At 71.9% G+C, this 19,181-nt stretch carries 20 protein-coding genes, 3 tRNA genes and 1 other RNA gene; 12 read left to right on the forward strand and 12 right to left on the reverse strand.

Features of this window, described 5'->3' with window-relative positions:
- Positions 1–50: 50 nt before the first annotated feature.
- Positions 51–124: transfer RNA gene (locus tag BF93_RS01325), tRNA-Ile, on the forward strand.
- Positions 125–795: 671 nt separating this feature from the next.
- Positions 796–999 carry a cold-shock protein gene (locus tag BF93_RS01330; protein WP_038370126.1) on the forward strand — a complete coding sequence of 68 codons (204 nt, stop codon included), beginning with the start codon at positions 796–798 and terminating at the stop codon, positions 997–999.
- Positions 1,000–1,311: 312 nt separating this feature from the next.
- Here the strand turns inward: BF93_RS01330 and BF93_RS01335 are convergent, their stop codons facing one another.
- Positions 1,312–2,421, reverse strand: coding sequence for a fatty acid desaturase family protein (locus BF93_RS01335; RefSeq protein ID WP_051486383.1), 1,110 nt, complete (start codon positions 2,419–2,421; stop codon positions 1,312–1,314).
- A 178-nt stretch (positions 2,422–2,599) separates the two neighbouring features.
- Between BF93_RS01335 and BF93_RS01340 the strand changes: the two genes are divergently transcribed.
- From BF93_RS01340 to BF93_RS01360, 5 genes are all read left to right on the forward strand, one after another.
- Entirely contained in the window at positions 2,600–3,193 is a 594-nt protein-coding gene (locus tag BF93_RS01340; RefSeq protein WP_038370127.1) for an isochorismatase family protein, read from the forward strand.
- Positions 3,194–3,286: 93 nt separating this feature from the next.
- A tRNA-Asn gene (locus tag BF93_RS01345) sits at positions 3,287–3,362 on the forward strand.
- Between the two features lie 105 nt (positions 3,363–3,467).
- The gene (locus BF93_RS01350; protein ID WP_232226167.1) at positions 3,468–3,965 is read left to right on the forward strand and encodes an OsmC family protein; all 498 of its coding nucleotides are present in this window, start codon (positions 3,468–3,470) and stop codon (positions 3,963–3,965) included.
- Positions 3,962–4,450, forward strand: coding sequence for a peptide deformylase (locus tag BF93_RS01355; RefSeq protein WP_038370129.1), 489 nt, complete (start codon positions 3,962–3,964; stop codon positions 4,448–4,450). Before BF93_RS01350 ends, BF93_RS01355 begins: the two co-directional genes overlap by 4 nt.
- An 85-nt stretch (positions 4,451–4,535) precedes the next feature.
- Positions 4,536–5,027, forward strand: coding sequence for a DUF3145 domain-containing protein (locus BF93_RS01360; protein WP_038370131.1), 492 nt, complete (start codon positions 4,536–4,538; stop codon positions 5,025–5,027).
- Between the two features lie 111 nt (positions 5,028–5,138).
- Here BF93_RS01360 and BF93_RS01365 read toward each other — a convergent pair whose 3' ends face one another.
- The 6 genes from BF93_RS01365 to aceE all read right to left on the reverse strand — a co-directional run bounded on the left by BF93_RS01365 (position 5,139) and on the right by aceE (position 12,100).
- Positions 5,139–6,380 carry a beta-ketoacyl-[acyl-carrier-protein] synthase family protein gene (locus BF93_RS01365; RefSeq protein WP_038370132.1) on the reverse strand — a complete coding sequence of 414 codons (1,242 nt, stop codon included), beginning with the start codon at positions 6,378–6,380 and terminating at the stop codon, positions 5,139–5,141.
- Between the two features lie 119 nt (positions 6,381–6,499).
- Positions 6,500–6,748, reverse strand: a complete 249-nt coding sequence (locus tag BF93_RS01370) for an acyl carrier protein (protein ID WP_038370134.1) — start codon at positions 6,746–6,748, stop codon at positions 6,500–6,502.
- Between the two features lie 116 nt (positions 6,749–6,864).
- Positions 6,865–7,866, reverse strand: coding sequence for a beta-ketoacyl-ACP synthase III (locus BF93_RS01375; RefSeq protein ID WP_051486385.1), 1,002 nt, complete (start codon positions 7,864–7,866; stop codon positions 6,865–6,867).
- A gap of 2 nt (positions 7,867–7,868) precedes the next feature.
- Positions 7,869–8,849, reverse strand: a complete 981-nt coding sequence (locus tag BF93_RS01380; protein ID WP_038370135.1) for an ACP S-malonyltransferase — start codon at positions 8,847–8,849, stop codon at positions 7,869–7,871.
- A 72-nt stretch (positions 8,850–8,921) separates the two neighbouring features.
- Positions 8,922–9,338, reverse strand: a complete 417-nt coding sequence (locus BF93_RS01385) for a GntR family transcriptional regulator (protein WP_232226143.1) — start codon at positions 9,336–9,338, stop codon at positions 8,922–8,924.
- A gap of 11 nt (positions 9,339–9,349) precedes the next feature.
- Positions 9,350–12,100, reverse strand: a complete 2,751-nt coding sequence (gene aceE / locus BF93_RS01390; RefSeq protein ID WP_038370136.1) for a pyruvate dehydrogenase (acetyl-transferring), homodimeric type — start codon at positions 12,098–12,100, stop codon at positions 9,350–9,352.
- A gap of 249 nt (positions 12,101–12,349) precedes the next feature.
- Between aceE and BF93_RS01395 the strand changes: the two genes are divergently transcribed.
- Complete coding sequence (locus BF93_RS01395; RefSeq protein WP_038370137.1) at positions 12,350–12,769, forward strand: DUF3052 domain-containing protein; 420 nt, start codon at positions 12,350–12,352, stop codon at positions 12,767–12,769.
- 96 nt (positions 12,770–12,865) lie between these two features.
- Here BF93_RS01395 and BF93_RS01400 read toward each other — a convergent pair.
- Positions 12,866–12,938 (reverse strand) — tRNA-Val (locus BF93_RS01400).
- 104 nt (positions 12,939–13,042) lie between these two features.
- Positions 13,043–13,303: a hypothetical protein gene (locus tag BF93_RS01405; RefSeq protein ID WP_038370138.1), complete on the reverse strand. Its 261-nt coding sequence runs from the start codon at positions 13,301–13,303 to the stop codon at positions 13,043–13,045.
- 157 nt (positions 13,304–13,460) lie between these two features.
- Between BF93_RS01405 and BF93_RS01410 the strand changes: the two genes are divergently transcribed.
- The 3 genes from BF93_RS01410 to BF93_RS01420 are packed head-to-tail and all read left to right on the forward strand — an operon-like array spanning position 13,461 to position 16,080.
- Positions 13,461–14,726, forward strand: coding sequence for an aminotransferase class V-fold PLP-dependent enzyme (locus BF93_RS01410; protein WP_038370139.1), 1,266 nt, complete (start codon positions 13,461–13,463; stop codon positions 14,724–14,726).
- Positions 14,723–15,184, forward strand: coding sequence for a Fe-S cluster assembly sulfur transfer protein SufU (gene sufU, locus BF93_RS01415; protein WP_051486386.1), 462 nt, complete (start codon positions 14,723–14,725; stop codon positions 15,182–15,184). Before BF93_RS01410 ends, sufU begins: the two co-directional genes overlap by 4 nt.
- Positions 15,181–16,080 (forward strand): Nif3-like dinuclear metal center hexameric protein, encoded by a 900-nt coding sequence (locus BF93_RS01420; RefSeq protein ID WP_084148167.1) that lies wholly within the window; start codon positions 15,181–15,183, stop codon positions 16,078–16,080. The genes sufU and BF93_RS01420 overlap by 4 nt, the downstream gene beginning before the upstream one ends.
- 80 nt (positions 16,081–16,160) lie before the next feature.
- On the opposite strand, the gene BF93_RS01425 is transcribed toward BF93_RS01420, so the two are convergent.
- Entirely contained in the window at positions 16,161–16,898 is a 738-nt protein-coding gene (locus BF93_RS01425; RefSeq protein WP_038370140.1) for a YaaA family protein, read from the reverse strand.
- 46 nt (positions 16,899–16,944) lie between these two features.
- Between BF93_RS01425 and rnpB the strand changes: the two genes are divergently transcribed.
- Positions 16,945–17,294: RNase P RNA component class A (gene rnpB / locus BF93_RS18795), an RNA gene on the forward strand.
- Positions 17,295–17,366: 72 nt separating this feature from the next.
- On the opposite strand, the gene ppgK is transcribed toward rnpB, so the two are convergent.
- The gene (gene ppgK / locus BF93_RS01430) at positions 17,367–18,182 is read right to left on the reverse strand and encodes a polyphosphate--glucose phosphotransferase (RefSeq protein WP_038370141.1); all 816 of its coding nucleotides are present in this window, start codon (positions 18,180–18,182) and stop codon (positions 17,367–17,369) included.
- An 80-nt stretch (positions 18,183–18,262) separates the two neighbouring features.
- Complete coding sequence (gene map, locus BF93_RS01435; RefSeq protein WP_051486387.1) at positions 18,263–19,153, reverse strand: type I methionyl aminopeptidase; 891 nt, start codon at positions 19,151–19,153, stop codon at positions 18,263–18,265.
- Between the last annotated feature and the right edge of the window lie 28 nt (positions 19,154–19,181).

Consider the following 19,181-nt stretch of genomic DNA (forward strand, 5'->3'; position numbering starts at 1 on the left):
GCCCGCGGAGCTGGAAGAATGGGCCGGTCTCCCGGCCCCGCCGGGTGCGCGGGCCTGTAGCTCAGTCGGTCAGAGCACCGGACTCATAATCCGTCGGTCGTGGGTTCAAGCCCCACCAGGCCTACCTGCGATGCCGTGACCTGCGCTCGGGCGCCGCCCCGGCGCAGGCGGCGGCGCCGGCCCGGGCGGACGCCTGCCCGGCGACGCGCCGGAGACCACGGCGGACATCCGCTGTGCAACGGTTCGGCAACGCGCGGTGCCTCCGGTCACTGTGTGCGCGACGCGGGGGCCGGAGTCGTGTAGCGTAGGACATGTCCGCGGCGCAGGCTGCGGGCGTCCGTGCGAAGCACTCCTGGGTGGCAGCCATCGGCTGGCGGCAGAGATGCCGCTTCGCACATGCACGGGGCGTCCATGCTCCCGTGCGCGTCTCTAGGATTTGGTTTTCATCTCAGCACTGGCATCACCGGCAGCTTCCCTCACTCATCGCGACCCCTCGCGTCCTCTCCACTGGCGTCACGCCGCGGATGACGTGCTCGTCGCGACGACCTCGGGCGAATATGCTGGCCACATCGTTTCGGACAGCGGGATCTTCTGTGTCTTCGGGTCGATGGGCGAGAACCACGGAAGCGCGGATTCCCTCGCGGGAGCCCGCGCCATCCTCGAGAGTCCCCAGCGGAAACGCGACTCCTCCACCACGACACGCTTCGCCTCTGCGAAGCATGCCTCGTCGAGGCCCGCGCGACCGCACTCTCTGGCCGAGCCCTCGGCCGAACACATAGTAGAAAGAAGCACCCCATGACTACTGGCACCGTGAAGTGGTTCAACTCCGACAAGGGCTTCGGCTTCATCGCTCCCGATGACGGCACCCCCGACGTCTTCGCTCACTTCAGCAACATCGCCGGCTCCGGTTTCCGCAACCTGGAGGAGAACCAGAAGGTCTCCTTCGAGGTCGAGCGCACCGACCGCGGCATGGCCGCGGTGAACATCCAGGCCATCTGAGCCTCGGAGCACCCAGGAACGCCCGCCGGATCTCCGGCGGGCGTTCCCGCGTCCGGGGCTGCCCCCGTACGCACCAGGAACGCCCGCCGATCGCTCGGCGGGCGTTCCTGCGTCCGGGGCGCCGGCGATCCCGGCGGCGACGGACGACGGACAACGGGGCGGGGAACGAGGGACGACGGGACCCGGCGCCGAAAGACGACGGGCCCCGGAGCCGAAAGACGACGGGGGCCCGGAGCCGAAAGACGACGGGGGCCCGGCGACGAGGGACGACGGGACGGAGGCCGCCCCGTCGTCGGTCGTGCCGCCCGCGGGTCAGGCCCGGTTGCGGTACTGCGCCATCAGCGGACACTCGAAGGGATCGCGGGCGGCGATCCCGACCGTGTTCAGGTAGCGGATCACCGAGACGTACGAGCCGTAGACGGACTCCTCGGTGTAGGGCACGTGCAGACGCTCGCACTGCTCGCGGACGATCTCCCGGGCGCGCGCGAGGTGGGGGCGCGGCATCGAGGGGAACAGGTGGTGCTCGATCTGGTAGTTGAGGCCGCCGAAGATGGCGGTCGCCCACCAGCCGCCGCGGATGTTGCGCGAGGTGCGCACCTGCTTGGAGAAGAAGTCCAGGCGGGCGTCCCGCGCGACGAGGGGCATGCCCGTGTGGTTCGGCGCGAACGAGGCGCCCATCGAGAAGCCGAACACGGCGATCTGCACGCCGAGGAACGCGAAGGCCATGCCGAGCGGCAGCATGAGGAAGACCGGGACGGCGATCAGCGCGAAGCGCCCGAGCACGAGGGCGAGCTCGAGGGCGCGATGGGTGGTCTGCCTGGCCCCGAAGAGGTGCTTGAAGCTGTGCAGGTAGAGGTTCAGGCCCTCGAGGAGCAGCAGGGGGAAGAACAGCCAGCCCTGCCGCTTGGTGATCCACCGGCTGAGCCCGCGGGAGGCGGCGGCGTCATCGGCCGTGAACGCGATCACGTCCACGGCGATGTCGGGGTCCTTGTCGACGCGGTTGGGGTTGCCGTGGTGGCGGGTGTGCTTGGTCTCCCACCAGCTGTAGCTGAGGCCGATCATCCCCGCCAGCACCCGCGCCAGCAGCGTGTTGGACTTCCCGCCGGCCAGGACCTGGCGGTGGCCGGCCTCATGGGCGACGAAGGCGACCTGGGTGAGGACCAGGCCGGAGACCCCGGCCACGATGAGCTGGAGCCAGCTGTCGCCGAGCAGCACGAAGGCCGCGACGCAGGCGGCGCTGACCAGCGCGAGGACCGCCCCGAGCAGGATGTAGTACCAGCGCGCACGGCGCAGGAGGCCCTCGGCCTTCACGAGGTTCGAGACCTCCATGAAGGCACGCAGCTGGGGAGGGAACGATCCCGCGTCCACGGGGGCGTGCGCGGGAGCGCCGGACGCGGGAGCGGGAAGGACGGTAGCGGTCATGGGACTCCTCGGGTCGAGGTGACGCGTGGACCGCGCCGGGTTCGCCGAGGGGCTCCCCAACTCCTCCTACGGTACGGGCCGCGGCTGGGAGACGCGTGCGCGATCCACGAGAACACCCCTGCCGCGCCCGCGCGACTACCATGGGACGACCCCCGGAACCTCGACAACGGAGCGAACCATGGTCACCGCCCTTCTGATCGTCGATGCGCAGCTCGACTTCACCGAAGGGGGTGCGCTCGGCGTCGACGGGGCCACCGCGGCATTCCGGCGCACCGCAGAGATGCTCGCGCAGGCCCAGGGCGAGGGCCGCCTGCTCCAGGAGTACCCCCTGATCGTCACGACGCAGGACTGGCACGTCGATCCGGGCTCGCACTGGTCCGAGCACCCCGACTACCTCGCCTCCTGGCCGGTGCACTGCCGCGCCGGATCTCCCGGGGCGGAGCTGAACCCGATCATCTCCGCGGCCCTGCGCACCGTCCCCCCGGAGAGGCTGGTGCGCATCACCAAGGGCGAGCACGAGGCCGCCTATTCCGGCTTCGAGGGGCACGACGCCTCCGGGACCCCGCTGGCCGAGCTGCTGCACGGGCGGGGCATCACGGCGGTGGACGTGTGCGGGATCGCCACGGACCACTGCGTGCGGGCCACGGCCCTGGACGCCGTCTCCGCCGGGTTCTCGGTGCGGCTGCTGTCCGACCAGGTGGCCGCGGTCGACCCCGGCCGCGGCCAGTCGACCATCCAGGAGCTGCGCGAGGCCGGGGCGCTGATCGTCTGATCGGTGCCGACGTGGCATCGGTCATAAACCCCCGGTCAGGGCGCTGTGGATGTGCGCCGGGCGCCCCGCCCCTGGTAGAGTTCTTCTCGTTGATCCCGCGTAGCTCAATCGGCAGAGCATTCGACTGTTAATCGAACGGTTACTGGTTCAAGTCCAGTCGCGGGAGCCATTGCCCCCAGGTCAGCCCCGGATCCGTCCGGGGCTGACCTGTTTGCTCCCACCGTCGCTCCGCTCCGTCCGATCCCTGCCGCAGGAGGATCCCCGCGTGACCACCATGCCGGATGACCGGTTCGAGCTGCCCGAGGCCTTCGGCGACGGGTCCGTCTGGGCCGACCGCGTGGCCGAGCGCAGCTACGTCGGCCGCAATCGCCGCGGCGTCGAGATCCCCATCGGCTCCGGCGAGGGCCAGATCAACCCGGGGGAGCTGCTCAAGCTCGCCCTGATCGGCTGCGCCGGGATGAGCGCCGACTTCGCCATCGGCCGCCGCCTGGGCCCCGACTTCGCCGCCCGGCTGTGGGCCCACGGGGTGGCGGACCCGGAGACGGATCGCTACGCCGAGATCGGCGAGCAGATCCAGCTGGACCTGGAGGGCCTGGACGACGCGGGCCTGGCGCGCCTGGTGACGGTGATCGGCCGCGCCATCGACGCGGGCTGCACCGTGCAGCGCACCGTGGAGCCCGGGGTCGCCGTCCACCACACCGTCCTGGGCGCGGAGCCCGCCCCGCCCGCACCCGTCACCGAGACCGATCCGTCCGAGGAGACCCCGGCATGACCTACCGCGACATCCGAGTCGTCGGCGATCCCGTCCTGCGCACCGCGTGCGACCCGATCACCCGCATCACCGACGGCGTGCGCACCCTCGTGGCGGACCTCCTCGAGACCGTGGACGAGGACGGCCGGGCCGGTCTCGCCGCGAACCAGATCGGCGTGTCGCTGCGGGCGTTCTCCTACAACATCGAGGAGATCGGCCTGGGGTACATCCTCAACCCCCGCATCGTCGAGGTCTCCGAGGAGACGCAGGACGGCGAGGAGGGCTGCCTGTCCGTGCCGGGGCTGTGGTACCCGCGCACCCGGGCCGCCTTCGCCCGCTGCGTCGGCACCGATCTGGAGGGCCGCGAGGTCGAGATCGCGGGCGAGGGGATCGTCGCCCGGCTCATCGAGCACGAGGTCGGCCACCTGGACGGAGAGCTCTACATCGACGGGCTCGAGCGCACGGTGCGCAAGCGCGCGTTGCGAGATATCCGCGAGAAGCTCTAGTCTGGGCGGGCACGCACCGTGCTCGCCTCGTTCCGAGGGAACCGTTCCGTTGGGGAAGACGTGATCGGAAACCGGAAGGAACGCGATGACTCACGGTGTGCTGTTCATCCACTCCGCGCCGCGCGCCCTGGCACCGCATATCGAATGGGCCGCCAGCGGAGTTCTCGGCGTGCCCGCGAAGATCCGCTGGGAGGATCAGCCGGTGGGCCGCAGCCTGGTGCGCGCCGAGCTCGGCTGGCGCGGCGGCGGCGACACCGGCGCGCGCCTGGTGAGCGCCCTGCGCGGCATGGACGAGGTCCGCTTCGAGGTGGTCCAGGAGGCCACCCCCGTCTCCGACGGCGCCCGCTGGAGCTGCACCCCGGAGCTGGGCATCCATCACGCAGCGACCGACCGCGCGGGCAACACCGTGCTCACCGAGGATCGCGTGCGCGGCTGCATCGACCGCGCCGAGGGGGATCCGCGCGCCCTGGTGCGCGAGCTCGGCATCGCGCTCGGCGAGCCGTGGGACGAGGACCTCGAGATCTACCGCCACGCCGGCGAGGGCGTGCCGATGCGCTGGCTGACCCGCGTGAGCTGACCGGTCCGCCCACGACCGCGGCGATGCCGGCCGTCTCCGGGAGCAGACGAGGACGGGGCGCCCACCGATGCGGTGGGCGCCCCGTCCTGCACGGCGCTGCGGCCGGGCCGCTCAGGCGGTCGTGACCACCACGGCCACGTCATGGCCGCCGAAGCCGAAGGCGTTGTTGAGCACGGCGAAGTCCCCGGCGGGCAGGTTCTGCGGCGCATTGGCCGCGATGCGCATCGGCACATCGGGGTCCAGGTTCTCGATGTTGATGCTGGGCGGGGCCACCCGGTGGTGGGCGGCGAGCACCGAGAACACGGTCTCGAGCGCGCCGGCGCCGCCGAGCAGATGGCCGGTCATCGACTTGGTCGAGGACACCACGGCCTGGTCCGTCGTCCCGTCGAGGGCCTTGACCACGGCGTTCAGCTCGCCGATGTCCCCCAGCGGGGTCGAGGTGCCGTGGGCGTTGACGTGCGCGACGTCGATCGCGGAGACGCCCGCGTCCTGCACCGCCTCGCGGATCGCGCGAGACTGGCCGTCCACCGAGGGGGCGGAGATGTGGTGGGCGTCCGAGGCCATGCCGCGGCCGGCGACGTACCCGTAGATGCGCGCACCGCGGGCCTTGGCGTGCTCCTCCGACTCGAGGACCAGGATCGCCGCGCCCTCGCCGAGGACGAAGCCGTCGCGGTCCTTGTCGTAGGGCCGGGAGGCGTGCTCCGGATCGTCCGTGCGGGTGGACAGCGCGCGGATGTTCGCGAAGCCGGCCAGCGGCAGCGGATGGATGCAGGACTCGGTGCCGCCGGCGACCACGACGTCGGCGCGGCCGCTGCGGATCATGTCCAGCGCGCCCGCGACGGCCTCGGCGCCCGAGGCGCAGGCCGAGACGGGGGTGTGCGCGCCCGCCTGCGCGCCCAGGTCCAGCTCGATGTGCGCGGCCGAGGAGTTGGCCATCAGCATGGGCACGGTGAAGGGGTTCACGCGGCGTGCGCCGCGCTCCTTGACCACGTCCCACTGGTCCAGGATCGTCCAGACCCCGCCGATCCCGGTGCCCACGACCACACCGAGGCGGGTCGGGTCCATCTCCGGGGTGCCGGCGTCGGCCCAGGCCTCCCGGGCCGCGATCATGGCGAACTGGCCGCTGGGGTCGAGCTTCTTCGCCTCGGGGCGGGAGAGCACGTCGAAGGGGTCCAGGGAGACGGAGCAGGCGAAGTCGACGGAGAGGCCGTACCGCTCCTTCCAGTCGTTGTCGAGCGTGCGGGCCGTCGACGTGCCGGCGAGGGCGGCGTCCCAGGTCGACGCCACATCGGCGCCGAGCGGATTGACGGTCCCGAGGCCGGTGACGGCGACACGGGTGGTGGAAGCGGACATCGAGGACCTCCGGGTCGACGGTGTGGCGGGATGGGCGGGCGGTCGCTGCGCAGGAACAGCGGGGGAATGCAGGGAGCGCCCGGGATGCACCCGCTGGGGTGCCCCGGGCGCTGCCGGGTTCAGGCCTGCGCGCCCGCGATGTACTTGACGGCGTCGCCGACGGTGGCGAGGTTCTTGACCTCTTCGTCGGGGATGCGCACCTCGAACTTCTCCTCCGCGTTGACGACGATGGTCATCATGGAGATGGAGTCGATGTCGAGGTCATCGGTGAAGGACTTCTCCAGGAGGACGTCCTCCGTGGCGACACCGGTCTCCTCGTTGACGATCTCAGCGAGTCCGGCGAGGATCTCGTCTTCCGTGTGTGCCATGGGGTCTCCTTATTTCTGTGGACTGTGTTGGCAAGGAAAGAGTACCCGCGACGGCGGGCGGGGAAGGGCTCCGCGCCGCGCGTCGTGGGAACGGGAGGTGATCTGCGCCCTGTCGGTCAGGGCAGGATCACCACCTGGCCCGCGTAGGCCAGGCCGGCTCCGAAGCCGAACTGCACGAGGACGTCGCCGCTTCTGGCGGAGCCCTCCTCGAGCAGGCGATGGGTGGCCAGCGGGATCGACGCCGCGGAGGTGTTCCCCGTCTCGGCGATGTCCCGGCCGACGACGACCGAGTCCGGCAGCTTCAGCTGTTTGACCAGCTCGTCGATGATGCGCATGTTCGCCTGGTGGGGGACGAACACGTCGATGTCCTCGGTGGTGAGGCCGGACTGCTCGAGCGCCTCGCGGATCTTCTGGGCGGTGTGCCAGACGGCCCACCGGAAGACGGTGCGGCCGTCCTGCTCGAGGGTGGGCCAGGGGGTCTTCCCGTCGCGGTAGTCGATGAGGGACCCCGTCATCCGGATCGTGTCCCAGTTCTCGCTGCCGCTGCCCCAGACGGTGGGCCCGATGAGGGGCTCGTCACTTGCGCCCACCACCGCGGCGCCGGCGCCGTCGCCCAGCAGGAAGGAGATCGACCGGTCGGTGGGGGAGACGAAGTCGGAGAGCTTCTCCGCGCCGATGACGAGGACGTGGCGCGCGCTGCCCGAGCGGATCAGGGCATCGGCCTGGCCGATGCCGTAGCAGAACCCCGCGCAGGCGGCGGAGATGTCGTAGGCGATGAGGTCGGGCCGGCCCAGCTTCCCGGCCAGCAGGGTCGCCAGCGACGGCGTCGCGTACGGGAAGCTGATCGTGGAGACGATGATCGCATCGAGCTGCTCGATGTCGATCCCGGACTTCTCGATCGCCTCGCGGCCGGCCTGCTCGGCGAGGTCCTTCACGCCCACCTCGGCGCTCGCCCGGGTGCGGGTGACGATGCCGGTGCGCTGGCGGATCCACTCGTCGGAGGAGTCGATGGGGCCGACGAGGTCGTCGTTGGGGACGCTGAGGTCGCCGCGGGCTGCGCCGTAGGCGAGGACGCGGGAGCCGGGGACGGTGGCGCGGGGGCGCAGGCTCGGGGCCATGCTCAGGCCTCCTCGTCCGATGCGGAGGACGCCTCGGCGGCGGCATGCTCGGCGACGAGCGCCCGGGCGGCCTCGAGGTCGTCCGGGGTGCTGAGGTTCGCCAGCGCCGTGCCCTTCAGCTCGCGCTTGGCCAGACCGGTGAGCGTGCCGGCGGGGTTCACCTCGAGGATCGCCGTCACGCCGCGCTCGGCGAAGACGCGCATGCACGCCTCCCAGTCCACGGGGGCGGCGACCTGCTGGACGATCAGGTCGAGGTAGCGGGAGCCGTCGGTGAGGACCTCGCCGCCGGCGTTGGAGACCAGCGGGCGGTCCTCGCGGGCGTCGGCCGGGGACAGGGAGGGGGCGAACTCCGCGAGGGTCGAGCGGGCCGGCTCCATGTACCGGGTGTGGAAGGCGCCGGCGACCTGCAGCGGGATCACGCGGGCGCGCGCCGGGGCGTTCTCGGCCAGGGCGGAGATCGCTGCGGCGGCGCCGGCGGCGACGACCTGGCCGGAGGAGTTGAGGTTCGCCGGGGCCAGCCCCTGCGCCTCGATCGCGGCGAGGACCTCCTCGCGCACCCCGCCGACGACGGCGGCCATGGAGGTGGGCTCCGCGGCCGCGGCCTCGGCCATGGCACGCGAGCGCACCGCGACCAGGCGCAGCGCGTCCTCGGGGGAGAGCACCCCCGCCAGCGCGCTGGCGGTGACCTCGCCGACGCTGTGCCCGGCCAGCAGCGCCGGGGCGCTCGAGCTCGCGAAGGAGCCGGCCCGGTACTGCGTGCCGAGGGCATCGGCGGCGATCACGCCGGCGGCGACCAGCAGCGGCTGGGCCACGGCGGTGTCCCGGATCGTGTCGGCATCGGACTGCGTGCCGTGGGCGATCAGGTCGATGCCGGCGGCCTCGGAGTAGGCGGCGAGGGATTCCCGGACGCCCGGGAGCTCCAGCCACGGAGCGAGGAAGCCGGGCTTCTGGGCGCCCTGGCCGGGACAGACGATGGCGAGCACGGGAACCTCCCACGGTTCGGGTGATGGGGGACGGGGGAGGGCGCGGCGGGGGCCGCGCCCGGGGGTGCAGGCTCAGCCGCCGACGGCGGAGAGCGTGCGCAGCTCGGCGTGGACCTGGGCCAGGGCGTCCTCGTGCGAGAGGCCCAGCTCGGTCGCGAGCACAGCGTACTCGCGCGCGGCGGACTCGATGCGGCCGGACACGTCGTCCAGCGGGGAGACGACCGTGCCGGCGCGGCCGCGGGTCATCACCAGGCCCGCCTCCTCGAGGCGGCGGAAGGCCTTGGCGACGGTGTTCACGGCGACGCCGAGGTCCGCGGCCAGCGCGCGGACCGTGGGCAGCCGGGTCCCGGGCGGCAGCGTCCCGGCCTGGATGGCGCGGGACAGGCACACCTGGATCTGGCGCACGGGGGGCGAGGCGACGCCCCGATCCACCGCGACGAGCCCGTCCAGGGCGGTCGTCACGGTGGCCGGGGCGGTCTGCTCGCTCACGGGCAGGGCGCTCAGGAGTCCCCTCCGAAGGAGCCGGACTGGCCCGCGTTGGGGTTCAGGAGGTCGTACTTCTTCACCGCCTGGGCCGGCAGCGAGGCGTCCACGCGTCCGTCCCGGGCGAGCATCTGCAGCGCCTTGACGGCCATCGAGTGGGCGTCGATGTGCAGGTGGCGACGGGCCGCGGGGCGGGTGTCCGAGAAGCCCCAGCCGTCCGCGCCGAGGACGCCGTAGGGCCCGGGGATCCAGGGACGGATGAGGTCCGGGACCAGGAAGTCGTAGTCGCTGGTCGCGATGAACGGACCCTCCACGCCCTGCAGGCGCTCGGAGATGAAGGGGACGCGGGCCTCCTGCTCGGGGTGCAGGAAGGCGTCCTTCTCCGCCTCGAGGGCGTCCTTGCGCATCTCGGTCCAGGAGGTCACCGACCACACCGCGCCGCGCACGCCCCAGTCCTCCGCGAGGAGCTTCTGGGCGTGCAGCGCCCACGGCACGCCGACGCCGGAGGCCATCAGCTGCACCTCGGGGCCCTCGCCCTCGGGGGCGGGGGCGAGGAGGTACATGCCCTTGAGCAGGCCCTCGACGTCCAGGTTCTCGGGCTCGGCCGGCTGCACCATCGGCTCGTTGTAGACCGTGATGTAGTAGAAGACCTCCTGCAGGCGCTTCTCGTCCGCGCCGTACATGCGCTGGAGGCCGTCGCGCATGATGTGGCCGATCTCGTAGCCGTACGCCGGGTCGTAGATCACGGCCCCGGGGTTGGTGTACGCGAGGATCGGGGAGTGGCCGTCCATGTGCTGGAGGCCCTCGCCGGCCAGGGTCGTCTTGCCGGCGGTGGCGCCGATGACGAAGCCCTTGGCCAGCTGGTCCCCGGCGGCCCAGAAGAAGTCGCCGGTGCGCTGGAAGCCGAACATCGAGTAGAAGATGTACAGCGGGATCATCGGCTGGCCGTGGGTGGCGTACGAGGTGCCCGCGGCGGTGAACGCCGAGGTCGAGCTGATCTCGTTGATGCCCATGTGCTTGATCTGGCCGGAGGTCGACTCCTTGTAGGCCAGCAGCAGGTCGCGGTCCACGGAGATGTAGTTCTGGCCGTCGGGGTTGTAGATCTTCGCCGTCGGGAACAGCGAGTCCATGCCGAAGGTCCGCGCCTCGTCGGGGATGATCGGCACCCAGAGCTTGCCGGTCTCCTTGTCGCGCATGAGGTCCTTGAGCAGCCGGACGAGCGCCATGGTGGTGGCGATCTCCTGCTTGCCCGAGCCCTTCTTGACGACCTTGTAGGCCTCCTCGCCGGGGAGGTTGAGGGGCTTGTGCTCCCGCGAGCGCGAGGGCACCTGGCCGCCGAGCTCGCTGCGGCGCTCATGGAAGTAGCGCATCGCGGGGGAGTCGGCGTCCGGCACGTAGAACGGGGCGTCGTACACGCTGCTGGACTCGAGGACCTCGTCGGAGATCGGGATCTGCAGGGTGTCGCGGAGGGCCTTGAGGTCCTCCGGGGTGAACTTCTTCATCTGGTGGGTCGCGTTGCGGCCCGCGAAGTTCTTGCCCAGGCGGTAGCCCTTGATGGTGTGCGCGAGGATCACGGTGGGCTGGCCCTTGTGCTCCATCGCGGCCTTGAAGGCGGCGTAGATCTTCTTCGTGTCGTGGCCGCCGCGGTTGAGCTTCCACCAGATGTCGTCGTCGGACATGTCCTCGACGAGGGCCTTGGTGCGCGGGTCGCGGCCGAAGAAGTTGTCGCGGATGAACCCGCCGTTCTCGGTGCGGTAGGTCTGGAAGTCGCCGTCGGGGGTGGCGTTCATGAGATCGATGAGCGCGCCGTCGGAATCGGCCGCGAACAGCGGATCCCAGCCGCTGCCCCAGATCACCTTGATGACGTTCCAGCCGGCGCCGCGGAACTGGCTCTCCAGCTCCTGGACGATCTTGCCGTTGCCGCGGACGGGCCCGTCCAGGCGCTGCAGGTTGCAGTTGACGACGAAGGTGAGGTTGTCCAGGTGCTCCTTGGCCGCGATGTGCAGCGCGCCGCGGGACTCGACCTCGTCCATCTCGCCGTCGCCGAGGAACGCCCAGGTGTGCTGGTCGGAGGTGTCCTTGATGCCGCGGTTGTGGAGGTACTTGTCGAAGGACGCCTGCTCGATGGCGTTGACCGGGCCGATGCCCATCGACACCGTCGGGAACTCCCAGAAGTCCGGCATGGCGCGGGGGTGCGGGTAGGACGGCATCCCGTGCTCCGAGGAGAACTCCTGGCGGAAGCCGTCGAGGTCCTCCTGGGAGAGGCGGCCCTGCATGAAGGCCCGGGCATAGATGCCGGGGGAGGCGTGGCCCTGGAAGAAGACGTGGTCGCCGCCGCCGGGGTGCTCGCGGCCGCGGAAGAAGTGGTTGAAGCCCACCTCGTACATGGTGGAGATCGAGGCGTAGGAGGACAGGTGGCCGCCGACGCCCACGCCGGGACGCTGCGCGCGGTGCACGACCATCGCCGCATTCCATCGCAGGGCGTTGCGGATCTCCTTCTCGAGCTCGAGGTCCCCGGGGTACTCGGGCTGGGACTCGACGTCGATCGTGTTGACGTAGTCCGTGGTCAGCGAGTCCGGCAGGTGCAGCTTCTTGTCGCGCGCGCGCTGGATGACGTTCTGCACGATCGCCGTGGCCCGCTCATCGCCCCGCTCATCGACGAGCTGGTCGAGGGAGTCGAGCCATTCCCGGGTCTCCTCGGGATCGGGATCCTGCGCATGGCTGGGCAGATTGATGCCGATCGGACTCGGGGTCTCGTGTGCAGTCACGCTGTCCTTCTCTCTGTGCTTGAGCGGAGCCGTGGGCCATCTCATCACGAGCGCGATTCGAGGTCGCACCAGTGCGCTCCGGGCGTCGATCCCGGTCAAGACTACCGTCGGCGCAGAGCCCGCGCGCCCCGGACGTGACCCAGCGAACCCCGGTGTCGTACGATTCCTACGCGCCGGATCCCGTCCGTGCTCGCAGAGCACCTCAGGCCCCGCCCGCACCCATCGTCGTCTCACCTCGAGGAGCTCTTCTTGTCACCGTCCGCAGACGCCACATCGTCCCGCACACCTGCGGAGGTGCTCGGTTTCACGACCGGACAGCTGGTGCAGGAGTTCGGGTACGACGACGACGTGGACCTCGAGCTCCGCGACGCCATCGAGGATCTCGTCGACGGCGAGCTCGAGTACGAGGACTGCCAGGAGATCGTCGACGCCGTCATCGTGTGGTGGCGCAAGGACGACGGCGATCTCACCGACGCCCTCGTCGACGCGCTCACCACCCTCGTCGCCGGCGGCCCCATCTGGCTGCTCACCCCCAAGCCCGGCCGCGACGGCGCCGTCGACCCGGCCGATGTGCTCGAGGCCGCGAGCACCGCGGGCCTGCGCGTGATGAGCACCGTGTCGCTCGCCACCGACTGGCTCGGCACCCGGCTGGCCACCCGCACCGCCTGAGCGCCCGCGCGTCCCCGCAGCGGGGCCGCCCGCGCACGCAGAAGGCCGCCGCACCCCGGAGGGGATGCGGCGGCCTTCGCCATGCGCGGCGCGCAGTGGGTCGTGAGGGACTCGAACCCCCGACCGGCACGGTGTAAACGTGATGCTCTACCAGCTGAGCTAACGACCCCGATCGCGGCGTCCCGGACAGTCCGGGAGGCGCTCCGGCGCTACATGGTCACAGATCGGCGCGGGGAGCGCAAAGACGGTCCAGCACCCTCGGTGAGCCCCGTCTCATCGGGTGAGCAGGTAGGCCAGCACGAGCATCCCGACCACGACCGCGAGGGCGCACAGCCAGACCAGGGCCGTCTGGCGGTCCCGCTCGATCTCGCGCTCCGACCGCGGCTGCGGCTGCGGATCCAGGCCGGTGCCGGTGCCGTGCGCGGCGGCGCTGCGGTCGCTGCGCTGCGCCCGCGCACGCAGCATCCGGGCGACGGAGACCCCGAGCACCACGGCGGCGGAGAGGCCGAACAGGGAGAGGATCAGCGTGTCCATTCCGGTGTCCTTCCTCCTCGTGCTCGACGGCGACACTGTACCCACGCCGTCCGCAGTCCTCCTGGGAGCCGCAGGAGAGGCCGGCGTTCCTATACTGGGATGTCCGGCCGGCCCCGAGGCCGGCGACCGATCGTCCGCCAGACGGAGGCCCACCCGCATGACCTCGTTCGACGTCCAGCGCGTCCGGGCAGACTTCCCGATCCTGCAGCGCACCCTCGCCGGCGGCGAGCCGCTGGTGTACCTCGACGCCGGCGCGACCAGCCAGCGGCCCCAGCCGGTGATCGACGCGGAGGTCGCCTTCCTCACGCGCAGCAACGCCGCGGTCAAGCGCGGCGCCCACCAGCTCGCCGAGGAGGCCACCGACGCCTACGAGGGTGCCCGTGCCCGGATGGGGGAGTTCCTCGGCGCCCCGCGCCCGGAGGAGATCGTCTTCACCCGCAACGCCACCGAGGCGCTGAACCTCGTGGCCCGCTCCCTGGGCGACGGCGATGCGAGCACGCCCGATCATCTGCGGGTCCGCGAGGGCGACGAGATCCTCGTGACCGAGATGGAGCACCACGCCAACCTCGTGCCCTGGCAGGAGCTCGCCCGCCGCACCGGCGCGCGACTGCGGTGGATCCCGCTCACGGACGACTTCACCCTCGACCTCACGGACCTGGGCTCCCTGCTCACCGAGCGCACCCGCGTGCTCGCGCTCGCCCACCAGTCCAACGTTCTGGGCACCGTGAACCCGATCGGGACGCTCGTCGAGGCCGCGCGGGCGGTCGGCGCGCTGACCGTGCTGGACGCCTGCCAGTCCGCCCCGCACATGCCGCTGGACGTGCGCGAGCTCGGCGCGGACTTCGTGGCCCTGTCCGGGCACAAGATGCTCGGACCGACGGGGATCGGCGTGCTGTGGGGCCGCTACGAGCACCTCGCGGCGATGCCGCCGTTCCTCACCGGCGGGTCGATGATCGAGGTCGTGCACATGGACCGCACCACCTATGCCGAGCCGCCGGCCCGCTTCGAGGCCGGCACCCCGATGATCTCGCAGGCCATCGGCCTCGCCGCGGCCGCCGACTATCTCTCCGCCCTGGGGATGGAGGCGGTGGCCGAGCACGGCGGCGCCCTCACCGACCGCGCGCTGCGGGGTCTGCGCGAGCTGCCCGGGGTGCGGATCATCGGGCCTGCCCCCGGACCGGACCGCACCGGGGCGGTGTCCTTCGCCGTCGAGGGCCGCCATCCGCATGACATCGGCCAGGTGCTCGACTCCCGCGGGATCGCGGTGCGGGTGGGCCACCACTGCGCCTGGCCCCTGCACCGCCGGTACGGGATCCCCGGCACCACCCGGGCCACGTTCTCCGTCCATACCACCGCGGAGGAGGTCGACGCCCTCGTCGACTCCGTCTCCTACGCCCTCGACTACTTCGGGAGGTTCGCGTGAGCAGCGGTCTGGATGTCCTCTACACCGACATCATCTTCGAGCACGACAAGCGCCCCCAGAACGCCGGGCTGCGCGAGCCGTTCCACGCCGAGGTCCACCACGTGAACCCGACCTGCGGCGACGAGATCACCCTGCGCCTGCGGCGGCAGCCCGGCGGCGCCGTCGAGGACATCAGCTACGAGGCGTTGGGCTGCGCCATGTCGCGGGCCTCCGCCTCGATGATGAGCGAGCTGCTCATCGGCCGCAGCCTCGCCGAGGCCGAGGAGATCACCGTCGCCTTCGAGGCCGCGATGTCCTCCCGCGGCCGCGATGCCGGGGACCCGGAGGTCCTCGGCGACGCGGTCGCGCTGCTGGGCGCCGCGAAGTTCCCGGGCCGTGTGAAGTGCGTGCTCATGGCATGGAAGGCCTATCGGGCCGCGCTCGTCGAGGCCGATGCGCTCGACGGGAGCGCCGGATGAGCCGCGCGGGCGCCGCCGGGGCCGGCCGCCGCCGCTCCTCCCGCGCGGCCGATGCCGCCGCCTCCCCGAGCCTGGGCGCGCTGGTGCGGGCCCTGCAGGACCTCTACCCCCTGCACCGCGCCGAGGACTGGGACCGGGTGGGTCTCGTGCTCGGCGTCGCGGAGGAGAAGGTCTCCCGCGTGCTGCTGGCCGTGGACCCGACCGTCGCCGTCGCGCAGGAGGCCGCCGCGCACGACCTGCTGATCACGCACCATCCGCTGCTGCTGCGCGGGGCGAGCCTGCTGCCGGCCGGCACCGGCAAGGGCGCCGTGGTCACGACGCTGCTGCGCTCGGGCACCGCCCTGTGGAGCGGGCACACCAACGTCGACCGCTCCGCGACCGGGACCGCGACGGCCCTCGCGGCCGCCCTCGACCTGACGGACCCGGAGCCGCTGGTCGCCCCCGCCGGGCCGGAGGAGGGGCTGATCGGCCTGGGCCTGCTCGGCTCCCTGGCCGAGCCCACCACCGTGGCGCAGCTCGCCCGGACCCTCGCCGGTGCCCTCCCGGCGACGGTGCAGGGCGCACGCTTCACGGGCGATGCGGAGCGCACGGTGCGCACCGTCGCCCTGTGCCCGGGCGCCGGGGACTCGCTGCTCGAACGGGTGCGGAGCACCCCGGCCGATGTCTACGTGACCTCCGACCTGCGCCATCACACCGCTCTGGAGCATCTCGAGGCCGGCGCCGACCCGGCGCAGGTCCCGGCCCTGATCGACATCCCGCACTGGGCGGCCGAGTCCCTGTGGCTGCCGATGCTGCGCGAGGAGCTGCTGAGGATCGCCGCCGAGAACGGATGGTCGCTCCAGGTGGAGATCTCCGCCCGCCGCACCGACCCGTGGACGGGCGTCGTCCCGGGCTGAGCTCCCCGCAGAGACGGAGACGGCGGCGGCACGGAGACGGCGGCGGCGCGTCGCGGCCGCCGCCGACAAGGAGCGCGGGATCAGGCGCGGTCGACGACCACGAGCGTGTCGCCCTGGATCTCGATGCCGAGCCCGCCCGGCAGCCCCTCCCGGGCCAGACCGGCGACCTCCTCGATGCTGCGGGCCCGTGCCCCGTCCTCCAGCATCAGCCCGGCCAGCAGGCCGCGGTAGCGCTTCGCGTCGTGGGAGATGACGGTGCGCCGGCCGCCCGCCTCGCGCACCGCGGAGACCTGCACCGCGCCGGGCACCGGCATCATCGTGCGGTAGGCCCCGGATCGGCAGTCGATCACCAGCTCGTCCTGCGCGGCCAGCGCCGCGCCGTGGGAGGCGAGGTGCTTGCGCCACCAGGATCCGGCCCGGCCCAGGCGCGACAGCGCCGAGGAGGCGGAGAGGCGGTAGGCGGGGATCCGGTCGGTCGCCGCGTCGACCACGCCCAGCAGCGCCGAGGTGATGAGCACCTGTCCCGCGCGGCGGGGCCGGGCGGGGCCCAGCGCGTCGTAGAGGACGCCGGAGTACACCTCGAGCGCCGGGGCGGCCGGCTCCTCGACCAGGCGCGCCATCCGATCCACGAGCTCGGGGGAGCCGGCCGGGACGCCCAGGGCCGTGGCGCCCTCGCGCCCGGCGGCGGTGCGCTGGGCCGCGCGCACCATGGTCCGCCGGTGCGGGTGCAGGGCCGGGGAGGACAGCGCGTCCAGATCCAGGGCGGGGCCGGCAGCGGGGCGGGTCTTGGTCTCGGACGGGGGCAGGACGATGATCATGCAGGCAGGTCTTTCTCAGGGGTGCAGAGGGGTAGGATCTATCAGGCCAGTCGGCCGGGCAGTCGCGTCGTCGCCTTCGGGCGGCGCCGAGGAAAGTCCGGGCTCCATCCGGCACGGTGGTGGGTAACGCCCACCCGGAGCGATCCGCGGGACAGTGCCACAGAGAGCAGACCGCCGGCCCGCGAGGGCCGGTAAGGGTGAAAGGGTGGTGTAAGAGACCACCGCGGTCCCGGTGACGGGACCGGCATGGTAAACCCCACCGGGAGCAAGGTCAGACAGGGAACGCCGAGGGTGCCGGCCCGAGTTCCCGGGTGGACCGCTGGAGGTCGTCGGCAACGGCGATCCGAGAGGGATGACTGCCGATCACAGAACCCGGCTTACAGGCCGGCTGGCCCCGCACGACGGCGGCGCAGGAGATCTCCTGCGCCGCCGTCGGCATGTCACGGGCCGGGCCCGCCGGGGACGGGCTCAGCGCTGTGCCTCCTGTGCGGCGCGCTCGGCCTTCTTCGCCTTCTTGCGGGCCTTGGCGCTCTTCTTGCCGGCCGCCCGCGCCAGGGCCGCGGCGCCGATGATCCCGGCCTCGTTGCGCAGCCCCGCCGGGACGATCGGGGTCTCCAGGTCCAGCAGCGGCAGGAACTGCTTGTGCTTCTTGGACACGCCGCCGCCGACGATGAACAGGTCGGGGGAGAACAGGAACTCCAGGTGCGCGTAGTACTCCTGGAGGCGTCCCGCCCAGGTCTCCCAGTCCAGGCCCTCGCGCTCGCGCACGGACTCGGCCATGTACTTCTCCGCGTCCGTCCCGTGCAGGAGGAGATGGCCCAGCTCGGTGTTGGGCACCAGCTCGCCGTCGATGAACATGGCGGTCCCCACGCCGGTGCCCAGGGTCGTCACGAGGACGACGCCCGGGACGTCGCGCCCCGCGCCGAACTCGACCTCGGCGATGCCGGCCGCGTCCGCGTCGTTGACCACGAAGACGTCGTGGCCGGTGCGCTCGGTCAGCAGCGCGTCCACGTCCGTGCCGATCCACGAGTCGTGGACGTTGGCGGCGGTCTTGGCGACGCCGTGCTGGATGACCGCCGGGAAGGTGACGCCCACCGGCATGTCGTCCTCGATCTCGAAGGTCGACAGCAGCTCCGCGACCGTGTCGGCCACGGCCTCGGGCAGCGAGGGCTGGGGGGTGGGGATGCGCAGGCGGTCCCCGGCGAGCTCGCCCCGGGAGAGGTTCACGGGGGCGCCCTTGATGCCGCTGCCGCCGATGTCGATACCGAATGCTGTCTTGCTCATCGATCGCTCCTAGGGACCGGCCCGCGCCGGCGAGGGGCCCGGCAGAGCGCCGGGACGGGGACGGGGGACAGTCTCTCAGATCACGCCACGGTGAGGAGCTCGTATCCGTCGGCCGTGACGAGCAGCGTGTGCTCGAACTGGGCGGTGAACGAGCGGTCCCGGGTGACGACCGTCCAGCCGTCGTCCCACATCTCCCAGGCCTGGCTGCCGAGGGTGATCATCGGCTCGACGGTGTAGGTCATGCCGGGCTCGATCACGTCGTCGAACATCGGCGCGGAGTCGTAGTGGGGGATGACCAGTCCGTTGTGGAAGCCCTCGGCCACGCCGTGCCCGGTGAAGTCCCGCACCGACTCGTAGCCGAAGCGGCCCACGAACTTCTCGATCACGCGGCCGATGACGTTGACCTGCCGCCCCGGCTTCCCGGCGCGGATCCCGCGCATCATCGCCTCCTCGGTGCGCTCGATCAGCGCGTCCACCCGCGGGTCGACCTCGCCGATGCGGAAGGTGGCGTTGCAGTCCCCGTGGACGCCGCCGAGGAACGCCGTGACGTCCACGTTGAGGATGTCGCCCTCCTGCATCACCGTGGAATCGGGGATGCCGTGGCAGACCACCTCGTTCAGGCTCGTGCAGCACGACTTGGGGAAGCCCAGGTATCCCAGCGTGGAGGGATAGGCGCCGTGGGAGACCAGCACCTCGTGCACGACGGCGTCGATCTGATCGGTGGTCACGCCGGGGCGGGCCGCCTCCCCGGCGGCGGCGAGGCCCAGGGCCGCGATGCGGGAGGCCTCCCGCACCCGGTCGATGATCTCGGGGGTCTGGACGCGGGGACCGGAGTCGGAGACCGCCTCGTCCTTGCCGACGTACTCGGGCCGCTCGATGCGGTCGGGGACGCTGCGGGCCGGGCCGATCTCTCCGGGGGTCAGCGGGGCGCGGCCTTCGGGCCGCAGCCACGGCTTCTGCTCTACAGTCATGATGTCCAGTCTCTCACCGCGACGACGG

Source organism: Brachybacterium phenoliresistens, from assembly GCF_000576425.1.
GTDB lineage: Bacteria > Actinomycetota > Actinomycetes > Actinomycetales > Dermabacteraceae > Brachybacterium > Brachybacterium phenoliresistens.